Below are 21803 nucleotides of genomic sequence, written 5' to 3' on the forward strand. Positions count from 1 at the left end.
GTCCTGCGCATGCGGATCGCCACCTACAACGTGAACGGGATCGTCCGGCGCTTCGAGCCGCTCAGAGCGTGGCTCGATGTCACGCGCCCAGACGTGGTTTGTCTGCAGGAGTTGAAGTGCGAAACCAGCGCATTCCCCGCAGACAAGCTGCGCGACCTCGGGTACAGCGCACTGGTGCACGGGCAGCGTACCTGGAATGGCGTGGCCATTCTGGCGCGAGGCGACGCCCCGCTCGAAATCCGTCGCGGATTGCCGGGCGACGACGCCGACAAGCAGAGCCGCTATCTCGAAGGGGCTGTCAACGGCATCATCGTCGGCTGCCTGTACGCGCCGAACGGCAATCCGCAGCCCGGCCCCAAGTTTGACTATAAGCTGGCCTGGCACGACCGCCTGAATCGGCACGCCGCCGGTCTGATCAAGACGGGCCATCCGGTGATTCTGGCCGGCGACTACAACGTCGTGCCGACTGACGCCGACATCTACTCCACGGCATCGTGGCAAGACAATGCCTTGCTGCAGCCCGGTCCGCGAGCGGCTTACCGCCGTCTACTCCGACAGGGCTGGACCGATGCGCTCAAGAATGGCAAGGGCCAGGCGCCTGCTTATACCTATTGGAGCTACCTGCGCAATCGCTGGAGCCGCGACGCAGGCTTGCGCATCGACCACATGCTGCTCAGCCCGAGCATGGTGCCGCGCATCGGCGACGTCGGGGTGGACCGGTCGGTGCGCGGACTGGCCGGCGCGAGCGACCATGCGCCAGTATGGGTAGAAATCTCGGCTTAACTTTGCGGGGTGGACCATGTCGGTACCAGATGTGTCACAGCTAGACCCGTACCCTTGCGCCGATACGAGAGAGCCGGCGGGGCCGAGTGCGAATGTGCTCGTAGGAACCTGCAGTTGGACAGATGTTTCGCTGATCAAGAGTCATCGCTTCTATCCACGCGGATTCGGGACGGCGGAGCAGCGCCTACGGTATTACGCCTCCCAGTTCGGGACGGTGGAGGTGGACAGTTCGTTCTTCGCCATGCCGCAACGCTCAAATTCGATGCTCTGGGTCGAGCGTACGCCGGCAGATTTCATTTTCAACATCAAGGCCTTTCGCCTGCTGACCGGACATCAAACGCCGCCCGAATCGCTACCGGCAGACCTACGCGCCTTGTTGCCCCCGTTGGGCGGGCGCAAGAAAAACTACTACTACTCCGATGTGCCGCGCGAGGTTCAGGACGAACTGTGGCGCCGATTCATCGACGCCGTAGCACCCCTGAAAGACGCGGGAAAACTCGGTGCCGTGCATTTTCAGTTTGCCCCGTGGGTGGCGTCGACAAGAGAGTGGCAGGCACACGTCGAGCAGTGCATCGGGCGCATGACAGGGTACCTGCTGGCAGTGGAGTTCAGGAACGCTACGTGGTTTGGAGAGGGGCGTGCACAACGCACCTTGGCGTGGGAGCGTGAGTTGGGCGTTGTGCACGTCATTGTCGATGAGCCGCAGGGCGTGGGCAACTACGCGCACGGTGTCTGGGAGGTCACGCATCCAGCACTGTCTGTGGTGCGGCTTCATGGCCGCAATGCCGAGACCTGGGCTGCAAAGGGCCTGAGCGCGTCGTCCCAGAGATTCAACTACGAGTACACGGATGTCGAACTGGATGGGCTGGCCGAACAGGTGCTGGCCTTGATCGACAAGGCATTCACGATTCAAGTCCTAGTGAACGTGAACTTTGAGGACCAGGGAATCCGCGCGGCCCGGCGCCTGCACGCCATGGTGAATGAGCGCATGCCACTTGCGCGCTAGGCGTGAGGTACCGCGATGGCGTCGAATATCCCGGGGCCAAAGATTGGCGACCATAGGCGCGAGGCCTGGCTGGTACCCATTGCATCGAGCGAGTCCCAGCGCACCGCTGGCCTGCGCCGTCGGTTCAGGCGAGCAACTCCTCAGCCTTCTTGCCTGCCTCAAGCGCAGAGCGAAACCAAGCCGGTCGCGGCCCCATTCCGCTCCACGTGTTTCCCGTCCCATCTGCGTACTTGGCTTTCTTAACTTTCTTGACCTTCGCGCGACGCGTGGGCCCGGCCTTTCTGCGCTTCGTTGTCTGATTGCCGAATAGGTCGTCTGCCGTAAAGCCATAGACGGCAATTGCCTCTCGAATTTTTGCAGCAACCTCAACCGCTTCTTGCCTCCGAATCTTTTCGCCTTCGCGTTGCAGGCGCTCGATTTCCTTCTGGATCTGTGCGTAGGTTTGTTTTGCCATTATTTAATTTAGTCCAGCAAGCTAGAGCAGACCAAGTTCAGCCCGATTTTCCGAATTATCCCAGAAACCTGGGCCGCGATAGTTACATCGAAAAGACATGACGCTGTTTAGAGGTCAATCCCTCGTCATTGAAGAGGGATGCGGCTGGTGCAGCGTCTGTCGCTCACACCATTAGTCGGCCTTAGTACGCAGCGTTACCTGCACGTTGTCGAAGCGTCGCTCGCGCAACTCCTCAAGTTTGATCCAGAACTGGATGACACCCATATCGCCAAAGGTCTAGGCCACACAACTTGTCGTCCAGTACTTTCAAAATGTATATGTTGCGATGCAACATTCATGGCCTTATCCTTAACGAATCTGGGCGCAGGCTTTACCGCCAAGTTCAGGTTCGTGCGGACCCGAGGCGCCTCTGACGTGCTTCAAGTGTGTACCGCACTGCCTCCGCCTCCGCACCGTTTCAGCCGTCAGCAGACTGCCTTTGAAGGGTGCCTTCCCGAATCCGAGCAACCCCGCTGCACGCCCAGGCGGGCGCTCAAATATTTGACGGAGAAAAGACGATGAGTAAAGTTCAACACACGGAGGCGCGGGAGTCCGCGACCTTTGAGACAGGCCGCGGTCTGAAGCACTTGCGATACTCGAGCGCCCAGGGCGAAAGGGACTACACGCTTTTCGTCCCGCAGGCTTGCGGGCGCAAGCCGATGCCGTTGATCATCATGCTGCATGGTTGCAAGCAGGATGCAGCGGACTTTTCGCTGGGTACCGGCATGAACGTGCTTGCCGAGAAGCACGGATGCCTTGTGGCCTATCCGATTCAGCCACGCTATGCGAATCCTGCCAAGTGCTGGAATTGGTACAGGCCCATGCACCAGCAACGTGACATGGGCGAGCCTTCCCTTATCGCTGGGATCACGCGGGACATCATTACCGACTTCGACGTTGATGAAGCGCGTGTTTACGTCGCTGGCCTCTCGGCTGGCGGCGCAATGGCCGCGATAATGATCAGCACCTACCCGGACCTTTACGCAGCCGCAGGGATTCACTCCGGGCTGCCTTATCGGCGCGCCTGGGGCCTGCTCTCGGCTCTGGCCGCAATGAAGGTGGGCACGCTTGCGCCACATGCACCCCCAGGCGCCGCCACGTGGGCGCCACAGCGTCCGCTGATCGTTTTTCATGGAGACCTGGATAAGACAGTTCATCCTTCGAACGGGCGGGAACTCTTGTTGGGGTTCGAGGGCATCTCTACGACGGTTTCCCAGGAGGTCGCCGAGCAAGCCGAAGGGCGCCGATCAACGAGAAGGAAGTTGACGCCCGCGGCTGGCGTCGACGCGGAACACTGGGTCGTTCATGACGCACCCCACGCCTGGGCAGGAGGAGAAGAGACCGGGTCGTACACGGATGTCACCGGCCCGGATGCCAGCGCCGAGATGATGCGTTTTTTTCTTGCGCATTCTAAATAGTCCGAATCAACGACAGATACGGGTTATTTGGCGGTACGTCAGAGAAGATCGTACTGGGTGTCTCCAGCAGATAGCCGTGCACGCGCCTCGTCTTGCGCGGTCCTGTGACATCGCACGTCCAGATGTTCAGCCCGCTCGCCTGTTTGCGGTGCAACTGTAGCTTCTCGAAGCGCTTTTGCACCCAACGCCACTCCGGTAGGTCCTCCTGCTTTGCGAGCATGGCGATCTGTGGGCGCTCCTGGACGTAGCGCTGGAATATCCCAGGGCTGACCAGGTAGACGGTATCGGACACGGTGTGCACGAGCGCGCGCGCATCGTTGATGACCAATTTGCGTCCCTGGACGCCGTCTCGCAGCCAGCCAAGGAAGTCTTCTCCCGAGGGGGCGGCCGCGGGGCCTGTGGGTGCGGCGGGCGCGTCCGCCGCACTCGCCGTGGCTGGCGAGGCCGGTGTCGGCGATGCGCCGGGCGCTGGCGCTGACGGCGGCAGTGGGCCCGTCTCTGGCCGCACGATGCTGGGCTCCCGGGGTGTGGGCGGTACCGAGGCGGTGCCGGTAGGCACTAGGGCGTGCGGCCCCGTGTCGGACGGACTGTTTGCGCCGATCATCGAAAGCAGATCCTCCATCACATCGGGCGGCCCCGTCGGAGCCGTCGGGGAAGGCCCTGATGGGGCAGTTGGAGACAGGCGTGGCGGCGTGGTCTCCCTCGCCATTGCGGTCTCCAACGATGCAGCCGCCTGCGGTGCCGGGCCAAGCGCGTCTGCTGCTTCCGAAGTGGATTCGGTTTCAGCCACCACCGAACCCGCGAAGGGTTCGGGCCGCTCGCTGGATTCCCAGATCAGCGCCGGCGACAACTTCAGTAGCGTGAAGCTGTGCGACCAGCCTGTGTCACTGCTGATGGTGGCTCGCCAGATCGCTTTGCCTTCAGGCGTGGGCTGCAGCATGCCGTGGTCCTGCAGCACGTTGAAGACTGCGGTGTTGCTGGCGGGAATGCCGTCGATACCCTGGGACAGGAGGTGCGCGCGTAGCTTGTCCGAGACGGTTTTGGAGACGAGCCAGAGCGCCTCCTGTGTCAGCCAGCCGTCCGACGCCTGGGGCTGGTTGATCTTCAGTTCCTCCTTGAGCAGGTAGCGCAGCCCGTCGAGCAATTTGCGTTGCAACGCGTGCTTGGGCGCCGCCATCGCCTTCGCCGGATCGCCCCCCAGCGCCTGGGCCACCGAGGCGCGGTCGGCCTGTCTCACCAGTTCCCCCAGCGTCCCGGCATGCTCGTACTGGCCGGCCAGCACATAGAGCAGCGCTGACCATAGTGCCGGATAGCCGCTCAACCAGTCGAAGATGGCGGGATCGAGCAACTGGTGGTAGAGCAGGCCCGTCGCCGCGCTGTGGAGCCGGTATTCGCGGTCTGTCCGGTAGCGGAAGCGGTAGGGGCGCTGCATTGGGCCGTGCCAGGGATGCCAGGTGGTGCCGTCGGCCAGCTCGACGTGCAGGTCCACCGCGATCTTGCCGATGTCATGCAGCAGCGCCGCGTAGGCCGCCGCGGCTGTCCAGGCCTCGGCCTGCGCCGCCTGGTCTTCTGGCGTGGCACCGGCGGGCAGCAAGTGAGACTGTCGCAACTTGAGGGCATACGCCACGATCTCCAGGCCATGGTCCAGCATGCCGCCGGGGTACGCGTGATGATGACTCTCGGAGGCTGGGAACTGCTGGACCAGTTCGGCGTAGCGCTCCAACGGTGCGAGGTACAGCGCCTTGAACTGTTTGCGCGACAGCGACGTGCGCTGCCAGATGTGCTCCAGCAAACGTTGACGGCGGGGCGTCGCCAGCAGCGCCGCGGCCGGCTCCGGTCGCAGCGGCCCTTTGCCCTTTGCGGCGGCGTCCATCGGCGGAGCGGGCGCTCGCGCGGCGGCCTTTCGTTGGAACAGCGTGAACATCGAAACACCTGAAGTGGCGGCCGGCGGGGTGCCTTTTTCCTTTTCGGGTAGGGCCTTTCCCCTTGCTCCCCATTCCCTTCAACCCTTCCCAGCCTTTTCCCGTTGTCACCCCTTTCTACCGGACGCGGGCGAACTTGCGCGCTTCAATGCGGCTATGCGCGCCCCTGGTTGTTGCGCGGGCGGTGCCGAATGCAGCCTGATGCTTGTTGGCAAAGGCCCAAGGCCCGGTTTACATTGGAATTGGGCAATGACTTATGGAGGTCTCTATGGCGACAAGGACCATCCGCAATATCGATGACCAGGCCAAGGCGCAACTTCGCGTGCAGGCGGCCGAGCACGGACGCGCAATGGAGGATGGGGCACGCTACATTCTGCGCACCGCGCTGTCGATCGAGCCGGCGCAGGGCGCATCGCTGGTCGATGCGATCCGAGCGCGCGTGGTGCCACTTGGCGGCATCGAACTCGAATTGCCGGCGCGTGAGCCGATTCGCACCCCGCCCAATTCCAACACCAGACCACCGTCAACGACACCGACCGCTTGAATGCAGCTGTGCTGTCTCCTCGATGTGCTCCCGCACAGTTGGAGGCCAACTCGCCATTCGGTACTGAATTTGGTGCCATTTACCCCTTATTTAGTACAAAAGAGTGCATACCTTGAACAATACCGTGACCGCCGCCGAGATCAAGCGCCGTGGCATGGCTGCCATCGAAGAGGGCCTGCGGCGTGGTCCTGTGCATATCGTCAAACGTAATAAGGCAGCCGCTGTGGTGCTGTCCGAGGAGGAATACCAGCGCCTCATCGGGGGACAGCCGCAGGGGCGCCCGGGGATGACGGCGCTGCAGTGGCTGCTGTTGCAGCCGGCCACTGGTACACGGGACAAGGCGAACATCGACGAGTCACTGGCTGAAGAGCGAGCCTGGTGATTGCATTTTCCGATGCCAGCGCTCGAATATCTCATCGAGGGCGAGAAGCCGCCCGCGAACCGCGTTCGCCACCGGTTTGCCGCCTGAGGGGCAGGACTGACGCAGCTCTGGGGCCCATGCCAGCGCCGAGGCTGCCCACTGCAGCACATTTGTACCCGCCGCCAGAAGGGAGGCTGTACTCAGCGCTGAATTTCGATCATAATGACCATATCGATCAATATGGTTGGAGGTCTTCTATGATCACCGAAATAAATGCCGTGAACTTCAGGCAGAACCTGGGCGAAATGCTCAACCAGGTGCAGTACCGCAACGACAGCATCGTCATCAACAAGGACGGCAAGCCGGTCGCGGCACTTGTCGACGCGGAGCTGTTCGCCCGCATCCGCCGCATGCGGGAGCGTTTCGACGCCCTGAGCGACCGGATCGCCCAGGCGTATGCCGGTGTGCCGGTCGACGAAGGCTTGGCAGAGATCGACGCCGCCGTGGCGGCCGAACGAAAGCAGCGCTGATGTCGGGACTGCGTGTCGTGCTCGATACCAACGTACTGGTGTCGGGGTTGGCCTATCCGAGCAGCGTGCCCGGACGCATCGTCACCGCTTGGCGTCGGGGTGGGCTGGAGGTGGTGTTGTCGCACTACATTCTCGATGAGATGGTCAGGGTATTGCCACGCCTGCCGAGGGTTCAGATGACGCCTGCCGAAATCCGCGATCTGGCCGACAGCTTCATGTTCCTCGCGGACGTTGTCGAGCCTGAAGGAACGCCGGACACGAATCTGCGCGATCCTGCCGACCAGCCCGTGCTGCTGACGCTGAAGGCCGCGAAAGCAGACTACCTGATCACCGGCGACAAGGATCTGCTTGTCTTGGCGGGGGATTACCCCATCGTTACTCCCGCGGAATTCTGGACGCGGCACGGGACGTGATTGGACGTCGCATGAAAATCAACCGTTGTTTGAAGCAGCCTTGCGGGGTGTCAGTCGCCCACGGCGATATAGATAGGTACGCTCGGGTATTCGCGTGTAGAACTAAAGGCTAAACTAATAAGCTATCAGTCAATATCGGCCTAGAAGAATGAAGCCCCGTCGATCCGTAAATCCAAAACGCAAGTTGCGTGCAGCGCCGCAGAGCGAGGTTGAGCGCGGCTGGTTGGACGTGGCCGCCAGCAAGGTGGCGTATGGAGGGAACCCTGAGCATAAGCGCAACCCTGGCGACTTCGGACTCCAGCCACCAGCCCAACCGCGTCAGGGCAAATCGCTGTGCGACCATGCCGAACTGTTCAGGCGCAGCGAAGCGGTTGCGCTCCTGCGGACGGCTTTCCGGCGCGGCTTGGTCAGCATCCAGGAACGCAACGGTTGGCCGCAGAATGTCTGGGCTGTCGCCGCGAACGGTGTACCGCTTGAGGCCATGTTGGAGAATGCAGAGACTGGCACCTATCACGGCTACCCGATGCTCCCCAGCGATCCCCTGATTGGCGACGTGCTCGCCCGGTGGGAGGCGCAATGACCTTCTCGATCGACTTCAACTGGCTGTCTTCCCAGCACGAGGCCCCTGAAGTTAGCCAGACGGGGGCGACATTGCGGATCGGCTTGGATGACGCCGTCCTGACCCGGAATGTCGACGACTGGTCGAAAACGGTGAGCGACGACGTACGGCTGTCCGCCTATCCCTTGGCCCTGTGGTTCGCCGCGAACTGGTGGCGATTGCGCTGGGAGTCGCTTGCGTCGGGCAAGCCGAGCCTGTCGTGGCGGATGTCGCATGAACTGGCTGCAGCGGGCTATGGCTATGTGTGGCCACGCGTGCTCTTCGCGTCCGACGGAGAAGTAATCGAAGTGTGGTCCGAACCGGGGGAGAACTCGCCCGCGGCACCGGTCACGTATCTGACGCAGACGCACGGCTTCGTGCCTGCCGGGGACTTCGAGCGAACTGTCGATGGGTTTGTGCAGAGCGTGCTTGCGCGTTTGGACAAGGTCGAACTACGCGGAACGAGCCTGCACGAGCTCTGGAACGAGCTGCGACACGAGCGAGACGATAAGGACCTGGCCACATACCGGCGCTTGGAAGCCGTTGCAGGCTTTGATCCCGGCGAGGGACCCGATGACATCCTGGGCCGCCTTGAGGAGTTTGTGCCTGCCGCAGGGGCGGAAGCCGTTCAAGAGATCGCCACGCTCTGCGGCAGTGGGCAGTCCACGCAGGTGCTGGACGATGTGAGTCGGCTGGTTCACGAGCCCGGGCTGGAGGCGACCCCAGACGATGCGGCAACGAGGGGCCAGGACGCCAGGCGGGTGAATCCACGCTTGCCCGCGTGGGTCCGAGGCAAGGAGATGGCATTGGCGGTTCGGCACCATCTGGGCTGGAACGGCCAACCGGTTTCCAACGAGGACCTTTGCGGTCTGCTGGGCGTGGCGCCTGGCACCGCTATGGATACCCGCCACGGCTCGCGCGCGAAGCTTGCGCTGGCTGTGCGGCACGATCGGCGCAATCTCAGCCTGCATCTACGCCCGCGGACCGAACCCGCGCGTCGATTCGAACTGGCGCGGTTTCTTTACGACCACGCCGTCGCGGTCGACCAGGATCGATGGTTACCGGTGACCGGCGCGAAGACGTCGCGGCAGAAGGCTCAGCGCGCCTTTGCGGCGGAGTTTCTGTGCCCGATCGAAAGCTTGAAGGACTTCCTCGATGAGGACTATTCTGATGACATGATCGATGATGCCGCCCAGCACTTCAATGTCGATGTCCAGGCCGTTCGGACTCAACTCGTGAACAACTATTTGTTGCCGCGCGAGTTTCTTCCGGGCATGGATCGCAGCAGCGTGTTTCCTTACCGCCAGGATGCTGCCGCTTAGGGCTTGGTCCTGGCGCGCACGCTCTCGAACAGCAGTGGGACCAAGGCCGGGCAAGAGATATACGGCCATCATGCTAAACGCATGGCAACGCATCCCTTGGGGGGCTGGCGACGAGCCAGTGGCCCCAAGCAATGCAGCCGGTAAGGGCCGCTCTAGAGTACGGAATAACCAAGATTCTCGAGGTAACCGAGATGAATGCAACGATACGTTCAGGTAGCAGCAACGCGGAACGCTTCGGCCGCTGGCTCGGTCGTGGATGGCGCGTGTTCGCTCGGCAAGAGCGGCGTGTCCTGAGCGTGATGACCGGTGCTGGCCTCTCTTTCGCAATGGCAAAGGGATTGCTCTGGGTGGCGAGAGTCGTCCTCCTCGCTCTCGCCCTGTACGTCTCTTTCTGGCTGGCGCTATTGGCGGCTTTCGCCATTACGGCGGCGTGGGTGGCGCGGAATTCGGACTGCGAAGACGATGAAAAGCAGCCCGAATGGCGGGATGGTCACGATGGATTCGGCCTGTACGACAAAAGCGAGTGGCGCATTGATATGGGCGATTCGGACGAGCGCTGAACCGCCGCCTATTTCAACAGAGATTTCGCTCCGCCCATCGCGGTGCGGGAGCCGATGCTACCGGCAGACTTGGCGTCTGCGGTTCCCACAGTCAGTCCGCTCACGAAATTGCCCGCGCGCACTCCTGCCCAAGAAAGGGCCATCACCCAGAATCCAGGCAACACGACAAACATCGTTGCCATCACAAAGTTCAGCAGCATGTCGCCGAACGTGTTGTTGAGGCCCATGATCGGATCGAAGTTCGTGTGTGGCCGATTCCAGCCCCAGCCTTGACCGTAGAGCGCATCCAGAATCGTGCTGTCGATCCACCGCGCGAGCTGAAACCAGAAGTCCACGAAGAACAGGGCGAACTGGACGCAGCTGACGGTCACCACCGTCTTGAGGTCGTACGTGCCGATCACGAGCACGAGCGGAATGCACACGACCAGCGCCATCTTGAGCAGCGCCAGCACCATTGGCAGAGCCTGGCGCGCGACGTCCATCGCAGGAAAGTAGCCGAGTGAGCCCACCGCCAGTCCCACGTCGCTGGCAGCCCGAGTCACGATGTTAGGCACCGTCATCTCGATCTGCCCGCCGTAGTCGGTGTAGACCGAGCCTTGATTCAGCTTCTGCTGGCGCGGCGACGCGATGGCACGGATCACGGAGTCGTTCACCTGGTTCTGGCTCAGGAAACCCGCCCAACCGCTGATCCGGGTCAGCAGACCGGGATCCACTTGATCCAGCAGCCTTGCGCGCAGCCCGCTGCCGTCCGACCACCACTGCTGGCAAGTCGGGTAGCCCGCACCACTAGGTACTTCGGCCAATCCCGCGTCGCGGTTGCTGTCGTAAGGCCAGCCCTCGCGTGGCGTCTTGGAACGGTAGGTGTCGTAGAAGCCGGGCGAGTTCAGGAAGAAGTTCGAGCCGATCCAGGTGACGTCGTACATCTGCTCCTCGGTCAGGCTCGGACGATTCATGAACAACTTCGCCCGAGACGGTCCGTAGCAGTCGTGCGTGAAGTCTGCGACATCCTGGGCGAGCACGGGGTCATCGATGCGTGTTGCATCGACTTCCATGCGCATCTGCCGCAGGTCCGAGCCGCACGGAATCGCCGCTACCGATGCGCCTGTGACAGCGCGCGAAATCGCATGCATGAAGTACCACCACACGGGAACCTTCGCGCTCTGACTGTTGATGGTGGTGAAGGACTGCGACCAACCTGTCTCCGCGGGTTCGGGAATGCTCACGTTGCATTGGGCCGACCGGGAGCGGTCGAACTGGAGGGTGTCGAAATCCACATCGATGAACGGAATGCCGGCGAACATGATCACTACGATCGCGACCCAGACCCGATTTTCGATGCGCATCGAGGATAAGACACCCTTGTTTCCTTCGTCCGCACCCTCAGCGCGCGCCTTTAGCCACTCTTGAATGACGATGGCGAGGAAGGGAATAGCGAACACGCCGCTCGCGACCAGCACCGCCCAGATGCCGTTGTGGACGATCCAAGCGACCAGCGTCAGGTAGTACTCGAGGTAGTCGGTGGTGTAGAGCGTCATCGCAGCATCCCCGTCATCCGACCTGCACGACCTGGCTGATTTCCAGCGCCATGATCGCCAGCACCGCGGCGATCTCTGCCCGCAACATGCGCTGCCGGGCTGAACGCTCCGGCTCACGTTCGCGCAGCCGCCGGCGCATCCAGATCCAGCCCCAGGCAGTGCTGGCATAGAGGAGCAGGCGCCAGGCGAGGAAGTGGCTTGCATGCGCTTCCATCCACCGCTGCCACCCGCCGACGCTGCCGGCCAAGCGGATGCCGAGCACGTTCACGGCGACGGCCACGGCCAACAAGAGCAGCGTCCATAGCAGCGCCGACGCTACACGACGGGTGAACCGCCAGCGCACGTGCAGCCTCCCAACGCTCACGGGTTGCTCCCACCGGCCGGTGGCCGCTGCAACTGATCGAGCCGGTCGCGCGTCGGATCGCCCTCATAGATGCCGCGCGACCCCGCAGCCCGCGCGCCATGGCGCTGGATGATGGCCATTGGGGAGTTGCTTGCCAGCTCGCGGCGCAGCTCAAGTTCGGCTTTCAGGTTCCGGATCTCCCGATCGAGCGTATCGCTTTCGTGGGTGACGGCCTGCTGGGCCAGGTCGTTTGCTGCTACGTTCGGTTCCTTGCGCCCCGTCAGCATCGTGCGTTGCAACAGCAAGGCTTTTTCGAGCACCGACGCCAAGGCGACTTCCGATGCCAGGCGTCGAGCCAGGATGTCCTGGTCGGGCTCGTCGCGCAGTGCCTCGATCACGCCCCGGGTGATCGGCAGCGAAGCGCTGCTCGCGGCCTGCAGGTTGTCGAAGGTGGTTGCACGCCCGCCCGCGATCAGTTCCTGCAGGACCTCCAGTTTGGCCTCGTATTCTTCCTGGATCAGTGGGGTAAGTCCGACGCCCGGCACCGTCTCCGTCTTGGTGCAGCTCTCGCATGTGCGCTGCTCCTGCTCGCCGAGCACGCGCACGGCCCAGGTGGCGGCGGCATCGGGCGAGTTCCAGGTCTGGCACGCCAGGTTGCCGCCACACGTGCTGGGGTCAACGGCGCCAGTTTCTGTGGCACCACGGCCATTGAGCAGGTTGTACCCGGCCCGGGTCACGTCCCCCACGATGCGGACGGGCCGCTGCCCGGCACCACCGGCGTTTCCACCACCGACCCACGGAACACCGGCATTCCCGCGACTCGACTCCGCCTGCTCAATGGCGGAGACAGCGTCTGCGCTAGATACGGCTTGCTTGAGCGCCATGCCCTCGGCCAACTGGTCCCACCCGAGCTGGCCCCCGGCCGTGTCGGCCATCCGGTTCGCAATGGCCCTGCAGGTCATCTTGGAGCGATCGAAATCTAGGCGGGCTTGCAGCACGCCATTGGTCAGCAGGTTGTACAAGCCGGGGTCGGCTCGCTGGATGATCAGCGCAGGCAAGGACGCGACTGCGCTGGTCGCGGACTGGATCACCGATGACATGATGTTCTGGAAACCATTGGAAACGCCGTTCAACTGATTCTGGATCGTGGTGCCCAGGCTCATATCTCCGCAGATCAGGTTGCTGTTCCAGCCAACGCCCACGCCAATCGACCGCATGCTGGCCGCGCCACTCATGGAGACGGCGCGCCCGCCGCCGATGCTGTAGAGCACGTCGTCGCCGATGACGCTGCCCTGATGCTGCAGGCCGTAGTCGTTGACCCTCGTCTGTGCACTGGCTGCGGTGCAGACCAAGGACAGCGCGAGGCTGAGCAAGCCGGCGCACAGCGGCCTGGCAGGGCGGAAAGCCCGGTTGAGGAACGAAATCGCCATGGCATCGACCTTCAATTGAAATCCACGCTACTCAACAACACCTGGCCGCGGCGCTGGCAGCAGCTATAGGGTCGCCATAGTGCCCAGGCATAGTCGCCCTGCTGGGTCTGGACCTGCGCGTTGGTGTGGGGAAAGACGGCGCACGTCGATGAGAGCGTGGGCGTGAGCTCCTGCCACTTGCCGGTGGAAGCGTCGCCCTCGACAAGTCCGCCTGCGGGCCAATAGCCGTCACGGGAATCTGCCAGCAGTGGCTGGTAGACGTGGATCTGTCCGCGGCGTGTGACGACATCGCCGCCACGCTGCGCCACCACGGCGCCCGCTTTGTAGTCATCGGCCTGGTGGAGAAATCCCCCGCGGGGATACACGTTGCCCCACAGGTTCAGGCCGCTGCGGCTGCCGATCTCGCGCATACCGGGAATCAGCGCTTCGGGGTAAACGGCTTCCGGCAGGTTGTAGCGCCACGCCGGCGTGTCCAGCGTGCTGAGCAGGTACGGCATGAACGGCGTGGCCGCGCCCTCGCAGGTGTAGCCGGAAGCACTGGCGAAGTCGCTGAATAGCGCGCCGGCCGGATGCCCGATCACGTCGGCGTTCTTGAACCGCGACAGGTTGTTCTCGTGATCTTCGTTGGTGGTGCCGTCGCCGCCGGCTTGGGCCGTGGGATTGGGCATGCTCATGGCACGAACTTCAAGCCACGGGCTCTCTCCGGTGTTGCTATAGCTCGATACCACTGCGTCAGGGATGTAGTGCCGGACTTTGATCGAGGTGCGAACGGTGCACCCGGTCCACGTGCAATAAAGCCAGTAGCAAATTCCGGTCACGCGGTAGTCCAGGCAGTCCGGCGACAGTGCCGAGGCGACGATGGTGGCGGTATTGAGCGCGAAAGCTCCAGACGCGGTGCCGAGCAGGACCGCGGCCGCGGTGCAACGAAGGCGGTGCCCGATCCTCATGGGTGCAACCTCCTGTACGCCTCGATGCGTGCGGAGGCTTTGTCCACATCTGGCTCGCCATAAACCACATAGCGCCGATCGACGACCACCGCGGGAATCGTCGTAATGCCCAGACTCCACGCATCGATCACGCCCTGGTAAGCGTTGCCGATGCGCCCTTGAAGCGCAGTGCCACCACCTTGCAGGCGCCGCTGAACGAGCGTGGTCGCCTGCACCGGGTCCGTCGGCAGTTCAGCCGAGAGTTCTGCCTCGATGCGAGAAGGCGCGTCGAGTTCGATGACACGGACGGTGGGCGATGCCTTGACTGCGTGGTGTTGGTCGGTAACGACCCAGACCTCGCCAGCGGAGGCATTGGCGGCGAAGGCAAGCGCAGAGGACGGCAGCAGCAGCCAGAGCTGCCAGCCGCCAATCGCACGTATGGCGGGGGGATCATGAGATGCGGACATGGGCTGTCACCGGAAGAGGATATCTACCGGTAGTCGACCCCATCCGAACGAGACACACCGCAAACAAAGGGAACTCGCCCGCGACCGGATTGCGGCGGTGTGGCGCAGTCCCCGGGGCGGCTCCAGATTTGTTTGTCCTGGCAGAACGCACTACGATGGATCGTATGTAAGGAGAGCATTCGATGTCACAGTCCACCATCAACGCCAAAGGTCAGACCACGGTGCCCGCTGAGATTCGGGCGCAGATTGGCGGCGTCCCGGGCACTCGGCTGGTTTGGCACGTCATGCCCGACGACGGCATCATCGTGCGGGCCAAGACCAAGTCGATCCTCAATCTGGCCGGGACACTGAAGGCCCCGAAGGGCAGGCATGTTCCTGTAGACGACATGAATGCCTGGCGTTGACTCGCAATGGAAGCGCTCGATACGAACGTCCTGATCAGGCTCCTCGTAAGGTGCAGACCGAGCAAGGTGTTGCCCGAATTTAGGTGGGAGGCGTCTCAGTGAGTATCCGTTTATACGCCAACGCTCACGTTGACCCGGGGACCTGCATCTACTGCGGTCAAGTTGACACCTTCACGGATGAACATGTGTTTCCCGCTGGCCTGGGCGGGGACGACAGGCAGTACTTGCTTAAGAACCTTGTTTGCGGGACTTGCAACACAAAAGTGTTCTCTCCGCTAGAACTGCAGCTAATGCGCAATTCTCCTTTCGCGTTGGCACGGCTTTATCAACAACCGACTGGTCGCGGCAAAGGGAGCAAAGCACAACCTCCGGAGTTCACGGCCGACAGATGTGAGATGACCGATCCCGAAACGGGGATCGTCTCAGAGGCTGAATTTACGACTGGCGGGGCGCCGCGATCGCTTCCGCAGATTCAGGTCTTTGGAAACGAGTTCCACTTGAGTGGGCCGGACAGTGAACGTATCGAAGGCTTTCTTGCGGGTCTGGGCACGCTGCTCGGTGATACCGTCAACGTGATTAGGAAGGTCAGGGCCGACGAAACGGTTAGCTTCGAGGTGACCACCTATGACTGGGAACAGGACATCTACCTGCGCAGCGGCGCTTCTGGGGAACCGAAGCCGCCGAACGGGATTTGGTTGGAGGCGCTGGCCGGATCAGACGGCCAAGCCGTCGGATGGCCGCGTCTTTTCCAGCGGTCGCGCGGTCAGTATGTCGCGCGAGTCGTGAGGGAAGATGACACTGCTCTGTTTCTTGCGCAGACTCGAAAAGCGCTATCCACGTTGCAGAATGTGAAGCTCCCTGGACCGACGGCGATTAATCGGCCGAGCATTCACGTCGGCATGGCCGTGTTGTACCAGCAGGTCTTCAGGGCCATGGCGAAGATTGGGATGAACTTCGCGTGCTACGAGTACGGCGCTGAGGTCGTCCGATCGCACAGTTTCGATCACATTCGAAACATCATTCTGACAGGCAGCGAGGCAGTGCCCCTGACCACTATGTCAGATCAAATGCAGCAGATGTTCCAACGGGAGGCCAGGCAGGTACATCTCGGCTTGCTATATCCCGTAGCCGTCGGAGAGAGTTCCCACTCCGTTATCTTCCTGATTCGCTTGTATGGCGGTGGTATGCATGCTTTCTTGCTGACCGAGGATGCGTTGCTCCCTCCAGCCTGCTCCCCTGCGGTTCTTGTTGTGTATTACCTTGAACACAGAGTCGAACGCCATACTCTCAAGGACTACGTCCACTCGATGCTCCACAGCTAGCCGGCGCAAGCACCGAGTAGCTTCCGCTATCGCGCAGACCGGATCGTGGTCGACCAGATCGATGGCTATGAAAAAGCTCAATATGGATAGCTGTGGACGAACGCTGTTGACAAGTGCAATATTGTTGGTCTGTAACTAGGCTCACCGACGCAGATCGGGCTGCGAAAGTGAATCCAGCTAAGCTCGCGGACAGAGGCATCATTTTTGGTCACGACGGCTGCGAGCAGGAGAGAGCAGCATGCCGGACTAGCGAGAGGAGAAAGAGCAGTGGATTCCCGAACGTTCACCATTCAGCAGATTTACCAAGACAGGCGCCAGTACCGAGTTCCATTCTATCAACGACCCTATGTGTGGAACCGCGATGACCAGTGGGGCCGTCTCTGGGAGGACATTCGGGACAAGGCCGAGGCACGACTAGGTGGCGACAAATCTGTTCCGCACTTCATGGGGGCGGTCGTGTTGGAGCCGCAGAAGAAGACAGGGCTCCTGGGCGTCGAGCGCCATCACATCATCGACGGTCAGCAGCGACTCACGACAATGCAGTACGTTCTGGCGGCGCTCACCCTTGCGTTGCGGGAATGGGATCAACTGACTTTTCTGCCGATCATCGAAGCCTGCTTGCACAATGCGAACCCGGAAACCATGGAGGATCAGGAGATCGAAGGTTTCAAATTATGGCCGACTTTCCGTGATCGAGACCAGTATGTCCTAGCGATGACAGCGACTTCAGTGGTGGAATTGCGCGACCGATTCCCTTCCAGCTTCACGCAAAGTGGCGGTTTGCGCAAGATCGGCGTTGATCATCCTCCCGCGTTGGAAGCCATCGTGTTCTTCTCTGGGGCGATGATAGATTGGGCTCGGGAGCACCCAGATCAACCGGCACAGGCCGTCGCAACGGCACTGGCAACTGCCATCCTGACGGACCTGTCGGTGGTCTGCATATCCTTAGGAGAGGAGGATGATGCCCAGGTGATCTTCGAGACGCTGAATGGGCATGGCGCCGAGCTGCATGCCACCGACCTCATTCGAAATTTCATCTTCATGCGGGCTGGCGCCAATGCTGACAACCTGTATGCCAACCTTTGGTGCCAGTTCGAGTCGCCGCTTTGGTCGGAGGCGCAGTCTCGCGGGCGGCTGAATCGCCCAAGGCTGGAGTGGTTCGTGCAGACCGCGGTGCAGGCAGAGACCGGCGACGAGATCGATGTCGGGCGGCTCTACGCTGGATATCGTCGTTTCGTCGACAACTCGGCGGCGCTGCGCAGTGCAGATTCGCAGTTGGAGATGCTCAGCAGGCACGCTGAGCATTACCGCGCTTTGGTGACTGGCACCGGCGATCTCCCGATCGGCATCTTCGGTCGTCGGATCGGCGTTTGGGATGCATCCCAGACGCATGCGTTGGCATTGCGAGTGGCAACGTCGAAACTGCCCCACGATGAACAGAGCCGTATCTTCGACAGCATCGAGTCCTATCTGGTGCGTCGTGCGATATGCGGGCTCACTCGCAAAAGCTACAATAAGGTCTTCGCCCAGCTTCTCAAGAAACTGCAGACGGGTCATCTTAACGCCGCAGCAGTCCGTTCGCTGCTGTCCGAGGGCGGTGGCGAGATATCCCGCTGGCCGGCAGACGAGGAGCTTCGCCGTCACTGGCTGGACGGAGATGCCTATCCAGGAAGGCTTGACGCCCCGAAGTTGCGGACTATCTTCCACCGCCTGGAAATGGCGATGCGCTCGGAGAAGAGCGAGGAGCGGGTGCCGCTAGCCTTGGACGCGCTGGACATTGACCATATCCTTCCCCAGATTTGGCACACCTACTGGGAACTACCGGACGGAACGACTGCCACTTCAGCCGAAGTCAGCGAAGCCCGTATCCTTCGGTATGCGCCAGACAGCTTGGACGCACGCGCGAAGATGGTCCTTGATCGTGAGTCGGCCGTACCCTGTATGGGCAATCTCACGCTGATTCACTACGGCGTGAACAGAGGCCTACAGAACCATGCATTCGAGCGAAAGCGTGCCGCTCTGTTCGAGCATTCCAATCTGCAGCTCAATCGAAGCCTGATGCAGCTAACGGAGTGGGACGAGGTTGCCATTGCCGAACGCGGCGAAGCATTGTTCGAGGTGGCGCGTGGCCTGTGGGTGGGGCCGCAGGGCTAAGCCAGCAACGGGACCAACAGCCGAAAGAGGACCTCCGGCAGAAGAAGAGGAAAGGACCTTCGGACTGCCGCAGTCTGGCCGTCGCCAAAGCCGCCAGCTGACATTCGTCGACTGTGATACGTCAAAGGAAAAAGATGGCTGAGCCGAAATCATCACCGAACGACGCGCATCTACGCGGCTATCTCTCCGAGGAGGCGGCCGAAGTCCGCGGCTACGTCAGAGAGCGGTATGCGGTGGCACTACGCAGCGCCGAGGAGGCGTCTGAGCGCGTGACCACTATTTTTTCTGAGTGGTCATGGCCTGCCGAGTGGAGCGATTCACAGATCGCCGCCGTTGCTCTGTGGGTCAGAGCAATGACTGCGTTTCAAAGCGCGATCCTCCTCGCTGAGCGTGCGCTAATTGCGGAAGCCCAAGTCCTAGTGCGTACTGGTGCCGAGTGCCTGTTCTATTCCGGCGCGCTTCACTTCGATCCGGAACTGCTCAATCGTATGCATGCCAATGACGACAGGCATCGACGGACACAAGCAAATGCCATCGTAGATAACAGCAGACTGCTGTCCCGAACTTCGCCTGAGCATGCCGAATTCCTGCGCCGCTTGGCGGCTACACCCCAAGGAAGCATAGCCAGCCTTAGCGTCGAGCAAGCCGCGCAAAAGGCTGGAATGGATGACCTGTACCAATTTGCGTTTCGCGGGTACTCCTTTACTGCTGGACACGCGACGCTGCGAAGCCTTGAGTTCGTAACCCTCGACGATGGTGAGCAATCTGGAATCGTCTTTGGACCAACCTTTGTCCACGTCGAGCAAACATTGAACACCACTACAACCTTTCTCGTGGCAGCTGAATCCTTGCTTCGGCGCATGATCGAGGCGCGACCTGGGCCGGTCACGGGACATGATGCTTGATGGCTGACGCTGTCCCAGGATGGATAGCTATGGACTCGTTGTTGGCGGCGCGACAGTTTGAGTCCATTGCTCTGTGCTTTCCAGGCAAGCGGGGAGGATAAACTCGTTATCCGTACGCGTTGGGCGAGAGGCGGAGCAGCCGCTTCTCGATCATGCGGGTGATGGTCCGTTGCGAGAAATATGAGTGCGTCGCGGGCGAAGCGAGTCTACCGGCAGGAAACATCGCCACAGCCGGACATGGGGCAAAAAAAAGGGATGCGGGAGCTTAGTGCCCCCGCGTCGATCAGTGAGTGGCTGTCTGAATGGCCGTGAGTGCGTGGTGGCGATAGAGCCTATCCACCAGCCGTCCTTCCAGAACCGATGCACGATGGCACAGATCCTCCTCGGTGCCGAAGTTGTCCCACATATGTTCAAACGAGGCTCCGCGTCGCAACTCGCGTGCTTCGTTGAAGACTTGATCGGCCTCAAGATCCGACCCAACCGGCAGGCACCACTTGATGTCTGCGCTACGGACTTCTCCGGCAAGGACGTGTCGTCCGCTGCGGTCACGGACTAGGACCAACTTCGGTGCGAAGCTCAGCGCCTCGCTATCGTCGTCGCTGCCAAAATCCCCGCGATCGACGATGTCGTTGGCCAGCGACATGGCTTCTTCGATCAAGCCGGACCAGCCGAGTACGCGTACGCCCGGTGACCAGTAGGTCCCGAGCGCAGGATCGTCCTCCCGGTACAGGGTATCGCCATGGCAAAGGATAGTGAACTGGCGCCAGAACACGTCCTCGCGAATGTAGGTTCCGGTGTGATAGGGAGTAGCAATGAAGGGGACGCCTTCAAAGTGATGACGTTGCGGTTGCATGATGCGCTCCTAAGAGTGAGATGGCGGGCACCGAGCGGACCCCTGCGGGTCTGGGGTGCCCGCACGGGTGAAAGTGGTGCCAATGCAGGCACCACGAAACGGTTGGCTACAAGAGACCGGATTCGGCAAACGAGTACGGCGTCCCTTCGCCAACGATGAAATGATCCAGTACGCGAACATCGACCTGGAACAGGAGATCCTTCATTACCTGCGTCAGGCGTCTGTCGGCCTCGCTGGGTGTGGTGTTGCCCGATGGGTGGTTGTGGCAGAGCACCAAGGCGGCTGCTCGAAGATCCAAGGCACGCTTGAGTACAACGCGAGGGTGAACGGACGCGGAGTCGATCGTCCCTTGGAACAGCACCTCATAGGCCAGGACACGATGCTGGGTATCCATGAAGACCACCGAGAAGACTTCGTTGGGCTCCGCCGACAACTTCATGCGCAGGAAATCCCGGACGTCGGAAGGGGCTTGCAACTTGGGGCCATGCTGGAAGACACGGCGCTCCAGGATCTCGATGGCCCGGCTGATGATCCAGTCGTCCTGCGCAATGGCAGCGGGGTTAAATGATGAAGCGCCACCGAGCGTGGCGAGGGATGTAGACATGACGAAACCTCCAAGGAAATGGGAGGTTCCCGTCCCCTGGAGGGCGGACCCTCCAGGGACAGTGATGATTGGCATCCACCACCGGATGCACGGTGGCCGTTCGCGCCGGGGATGCGTGGCGAACTGGGTGGATCAACGCGGTGGAACCCGCGCCGTAGCCTTGAAGACCCGCGGCTACCTGGGCATGTCGCTGACGTCGTCAGCGGACAATTCAGTGGTCGGGCGAGTGGCGTCGGTGGCCGCCAGCAGATCCAGCGCAGAAAGCAAGGTGTCGCCTTCGGCGGGCCCGGCAACGATCAGCGACTGACCACTCTTGTGGTCGAGCAGGCGCAAGGTGGGTGTAGCCATCACGCCGGCTTGCCGCGCCTCGTCGGCCTGAGCGCGGATGATGACGTCGGGCCGCTCGCTCGCGAGGCAGGCTTGCACGACCTGATCTTGATCGGGATAGTCCAAGCCCGCCGGCAGGCCCTGGCCGTCGCTGCGGGTGTGCTGATAGATCCACGTGACAGCCTTCCAGAAGCCCGCATGGCCTTGTGCTTCGCCCACGCATTCGGCCAGCCGGGCGAGTCGCGTCGCCATCGGCTCGTGCATGGGCAGTGGCAAGTGATGCCATTGCAAACTCACGTCCGGATGTTGGTCGATCCACTTGCGCAGGACCGGCGCATAGGCTTGGCAGTACGGGCATTCGAGATCGGCGTATTCGATCACCGTAAAGCGCGCGTCCGCCTGGCCATACCGCCACGGGGGACCAGGCGGATGTTGTTCGGTGGTATCGCCCGCAGCGCTGCGCGGGTCGTGCGAAAGATGAGGCAGCGACCACAGCACCAGGGCGGCTAGGAGGCCGACCACCGTAGCCAGTGGCAGGAGCCAACGCCGGTACGACGAGCGAGTACGGGGTGCGTTCGGCATG

The 21803-nt window shown here is 61.7% G+C and carries 25 protein-coding genes and 1 pseudogene; 15 read left to right on the forward strand and 11 right to left on the reverse strand.

Features of this window, described 5'->3' with window-relative positions; all coding sequences use genetic code 11:
- The first annotated feature begins 9 nt into the window (after positions 1 to 9).
- Positions 10 to 783 carry an exodeoxyribonuclease III gene (locus HV753_RS12850; protein ID WP_175174878.1) on the forward strand — a complete coding sequence of 258 codons (774 nt, stop codon included), beginning with the start codon at positions 10 to 12 and terminating at the stop codon, positions 781 to 783.
- A 94-nt stretch (positions 784 to 877) separates the two neighbouring features.
- The gene (locus HV753_RS12855) at positions 878 to 1789 is read left to right on the forward strand and encodes a DUF72 domain-containing protein (protein ID WP_246288258.1); all 912 of its coding nucleotides are present in this window, start codon (positions 878 to 880) and stop codon (positions 1787 to 1789) included.
- 124 nt (positions 1790 to 1913) lie between these two features.
- Here HV753_RS12855 and HV753_RS12860 read toward each other — a convergent pair whose 3' ends face one another.
- Both HV753_RS12860 and HV753_RS31390 read right to left on the reverse strand, forming a co-directional pair.
- Positions 1914 to 2243: an H-NS histone family protein gene (locus HV753_RS12860; protein ID WP_175174880.1), complete on the reverse strand. Its 330-nt coding sequence runs from the start codon at positions 2241 to 2243 to the stop codon at positions 1914 to 1916.
- Positions 2244 to 2414: 171 nt separating this feature from the next.
- Positions 2415 to 2507 (reverse strand): hypothetical protein, encoded by a 93-nt coding sequence (locus HV753_RS31390; RefSeq protein ID WP_175174881.1) that lies wholly within the window; start codon positions 2505 to 2507, stop codon positions 2415 to 2417.
- A 293-nt stretch (positions 2508 to 2800) separates the two neighbouring features.
- On the opposite strand from HV753_RS31390, the gene HV753_RS12870 reads away from it, so the two are divergent.
- Positions 2801 to 3700 (forward strand): extracellular catalytic domain type 1 short-chain-length polyhydroxyalkanoate depolymerase, encoded by a 900-nt coding sequence (locus HV753_RS12870; protein WP_175174882.1) that lies wholly within the window; start codon positions 2801 to 2803, stop codon positions 3698 to 3700.
- Here HV753_RS12870 and mobH read toward each other — a convergent pair.
- Positions 3693 to 5624 (reverse strand): MobH family relaxase, encoded by a 1932-nt coding sequence (gene mobH, locus HV753_RS12875; protein ID WP_175174883.1) that lies wholly within the window; start codon positions 5622 to 5624, stop codon positions 3693 to 3695. The genes HV753_RS12870 and mobH overlap by 8 nt on opposite strands.
- 266 nt (positions 5625 to 5890) lie before the next feature.
- Between mobH and HV753_RS12880 the strand changes: the two genes are divergently transcribed.
- The 7 genes from HV753_RS12880 to HV753_RS12910 all read left to right on the forward strand — a co-directional run bounded on the left by HV753_RS12880 (position 5891) and on the right by HV753_RS12910 (position 9950).
- Complete coding sequence (locus HV753_RS12880; RefSeq protein ID WP_175174884.1) at positions 5891 to 6166, forward strand: FitA-like ribbon-helix-helix domain-containing protein; 276 nt, start codon at positions 5891 to 5893, stop codon at positions 6164 to 6166.
- Positions 6167 to 6278: 112 nt separating this feature from the next.
- Positions 6279 to 6548: a type II toxin-antitoxin system Phd/YefM family antitoxin gene (locus HV753_RS12885; RefSeq protein WP_175174885.1), complete on the forward strand. Its 270-nt coding sequence runs from the start codon at positions 6279 to 6281 to the stop codon at positions 6546 to 6548.
- A gap of 236 nt (positions 6549 to 6784) precedes the next feature.
- Complete coding sequence (locus tag HV753_RS12890; RefSeq protein ID WP_175174886.1) at positions 6785 to 7057, forward strand: type II toxin-antitoxin system prevent-host-death family antitoxin; 273 nt, start codon at positions 6785 to 6787, stop codon at positions 7055 to 7057.
- Positions 7057 to 7470, forward strand: coding sequence for a putative toxin-antitoxin system toxin component, PIN family (locus HV753_RS12895; RefSeq protein WP_175174887.1), 414 nt, complete (start codon positions 7057 to 7059; stop codon positions 7468 to 7470). Before HV753_RS12890 ends, HV753_RS12895 begins: the two co-directional genes overlap by 1 nt.
- Before the next feature lie 148 nt (positions 7471 to 7618).
- The gene (locus HV753_RS12900) at positions 7619 to 8050 is read left to right on the forward strand and encodes a hypothetical protein (RefSeq protein ID WP_175174888.1); all 432 of its coding nucleotides are present in this window, start codon (positions 7619 to 7621) and stop codon (positions 8048 to 8050) included.
- A complete protein-coding gene (locus tag HV753_RS12905) occupies positions 8047 to 9390 on the forward strand; it encodes an ImmA/IrrE family metallo-endopeptidase (RefSeq protein WP_175174889.1) in 1344 nt (447 codons plus the stop codon). Before HV753_RS12900 ends, HV753_RS12905 begins: the two co-directional genes overlap by 4 nt.
- A gap of 191 nt (positions 9391 to 9581) precedes the next feature.
- Positions 9582 to 9950, forward strand: a complete 369-nt coding sequence (locus tag HV753_RS12910) for a DUF3742 family protein (protein ID WP_175174890.1) — start codon at positions 9582 to 9584, stop codon at positions 9948 to 9950.
- Positions 9951 to 9958: 8 nt separating this feature from the next.
- On the opposite strand, the gene HV753_RS12915 is transcribed toward HV753_RS12910, so the two are convergent.
- Genes HV753_RS12915 through HV753_RS12935 form a run of 5 tightly spaced genes read right to left on the reverse strand, consistent with a single transcriptional unit; the run spans position 9959 to position 14651 of the window.
- Positions 9959 to 11485 carry a conjugal transfer protein TraG N-terminal domain-containing protein gene (locus HV753_RS12915; protein ID WP_175174891.1) on the reverse strand — a complete coding sequence of 509 codons (1527 nt, stop codon included), beginning with the start codon at positions 11483 to 11485 and terminating at the stop codon, positions 9959 to 9961.
- Between the two features lie 13 nt (positions 11486 to 11498).
- Positions 11499 to 11834, reverse strand: a complete 336-nt coding sequence (locus HV753_RS12920) for a hypothetical protein (protein WP_246288290.1) — start codon at positions 11832 to 11834, stop codon at positions 11499 to 11501.
- A gap of 11 nt (positions 11835 to 11845) precedes the next feature.
- A complete protein-coding gene (locus HV753_RS12925) occupies positions 11846 to 13258 on the reverse strand; it encodes an integrating conjugative element protein (RefSeq protein ID WP_175175434.1) in 1413 nt (470 codons plus the stop codon).
- Between the two features lie 11 nt (positions 13259 to 13269).
- Complete coding sequence (locus tag HV753_RS12930; protein ID WP_175174893.1) at positions 13270 to 14205, reverse strand: TIGR03756 family integrating conjugative element protein; 936 nt, start codon at positions 14203 to 14205, stop codon at positions 13270 to 13272.
- Positions 14202 to 14651 carry a TIGR03757 family integrating conjugative element protein gene (locus HV753_RS12935; RefSeq protein ID WP_175174894.1) on the reverse strand — a complete coding sequence of 150 codons (450 nt, stop codon included), beginning with the start codon at positions 14649 to 14651 and terminating at the stop codon, positions 14202 to 14204. Before HV753_RS12935 ends, HV753_RS12930 begins: the two co-directional genes overlap by 4 nt.
- 182 nt (positions 14652 to 14833) lie before the next feature.
- Between HV753_RS12935 and HV753_RS12940 the strand changes: the two genes are divergently transcribed.
- From HV753_RS12940 to HV753_RS12955, 5 genes and pseudogenes are all read left to right on the forward strand, one after another.
- A complete protein-coding gene (locus HV753_RS12940) occupies positions 14834 to 15055 on the forward strand; it encodes an AbrB/MazE/SpoVT family DNA-binding domain-containing protein (RefSeq protein WP_175174895.1) in 222 nt (73 codons plus the stop codon).
- A gap of 98 nt (positions 15056 to 15153) precedes the next feature.
- A pseudogene (locus tag HV753_RS31395) lies at positions 15154 to 15312 on the forward strand (HNH endonuclease); the annotation flags it as partial.
- Positions 15313 to 15450: 138 nt separating this feature from the next.
- Entirely contained in the window at positions 15451 to 16377 is a 927-nt protein-coding gene (locus tag HV753_RS12945) for a hypothetical protein (RefSeq protein ID WP_246288259.1), read from the forward strand.
- A gap of 267 nt (positions 16378 to 16644) precedes the next feature.
- Positions 16645 to 18531: a DUF262 domain-containing protein gene (locus HV753_RS12950; RefSeq protein ID WP_175174897.1), complete on the forward strand. Its 1887-nt coding sequence runs from the start codon at positions 16645 to 16647 to the stop codon at positions 18529 to 18531.
- Between the two features lie 134 nt (positions 18532 to 18665).
- The gene (locus HV753_RS12955) at positions 18666 to 19436 is read left to right on the forward strand and encodes a DUF5677 domain-containing protein (protein ID WP_175174898.1); all 771 of its coding nucleotides are present in this window, start codon (positions 18666 to 18668) and stop codon (positions 19434 to 19436) included.
- A gap of 283 nt (positions 19437 to 19719) precedes the next feature.
- Here the strand turns inward: HV753_RS12955 and HV753_RS12960 are convergent, their stop codons facing one another.
- The 3 genes from HV753_RS12960 to HV753_RS12970 all read right to left on the reverse strand — a co-directional run bounded on the left by HV753_RS12960 (position 19720) and on the right by HV753_RS12970 (position 21802).
- Positions 19720 to 20289, reverse strand: a complete 570-nt coding sequence (locus HV753_RS12960) for a hypothetical protein (RefSeq protein ID WP_175174899.1) — start codon at positions 20287 to 20289, stop codon at positions 19720 to 19722.
- 106 nt (positions 20290 to 20395) lie between these two features.
- Positions 20396 to 20893 (reverse strand): RadC family protein, encoded by a 498-nt coding sequence (gene radC, locus HV753_RS12965; protein ID WP_217481468.1) that lies wholly within the window; start codon positions 20891 to 20893, stop codon positions 20396 to 20398.
- Positions 20894 to 21067: 174 nt separating this feature from the next.
- Complete coding sequence (locus HV753_RS12970) at positions 21068 to 21802, reverse strand: DsbA family protein (RefSeq protein WP_175174901.1); 735 nt, start codon at positions 21800 to 21802, stop codon at positions 21068 to 21070.
- Position 21803: the final 1 nt, after the last annotated feature.

Origin of the sequence: Achromobacter pestifer (assembly GCF_902859625.1) — a bacterium.
Classification (GTDB): Bacteria; Pseudomonadota; Gammaproteobacteria; order Burkholderiales; family Burkholderiaceae_B; genus Achromobacter; species Achromobacter pestifer.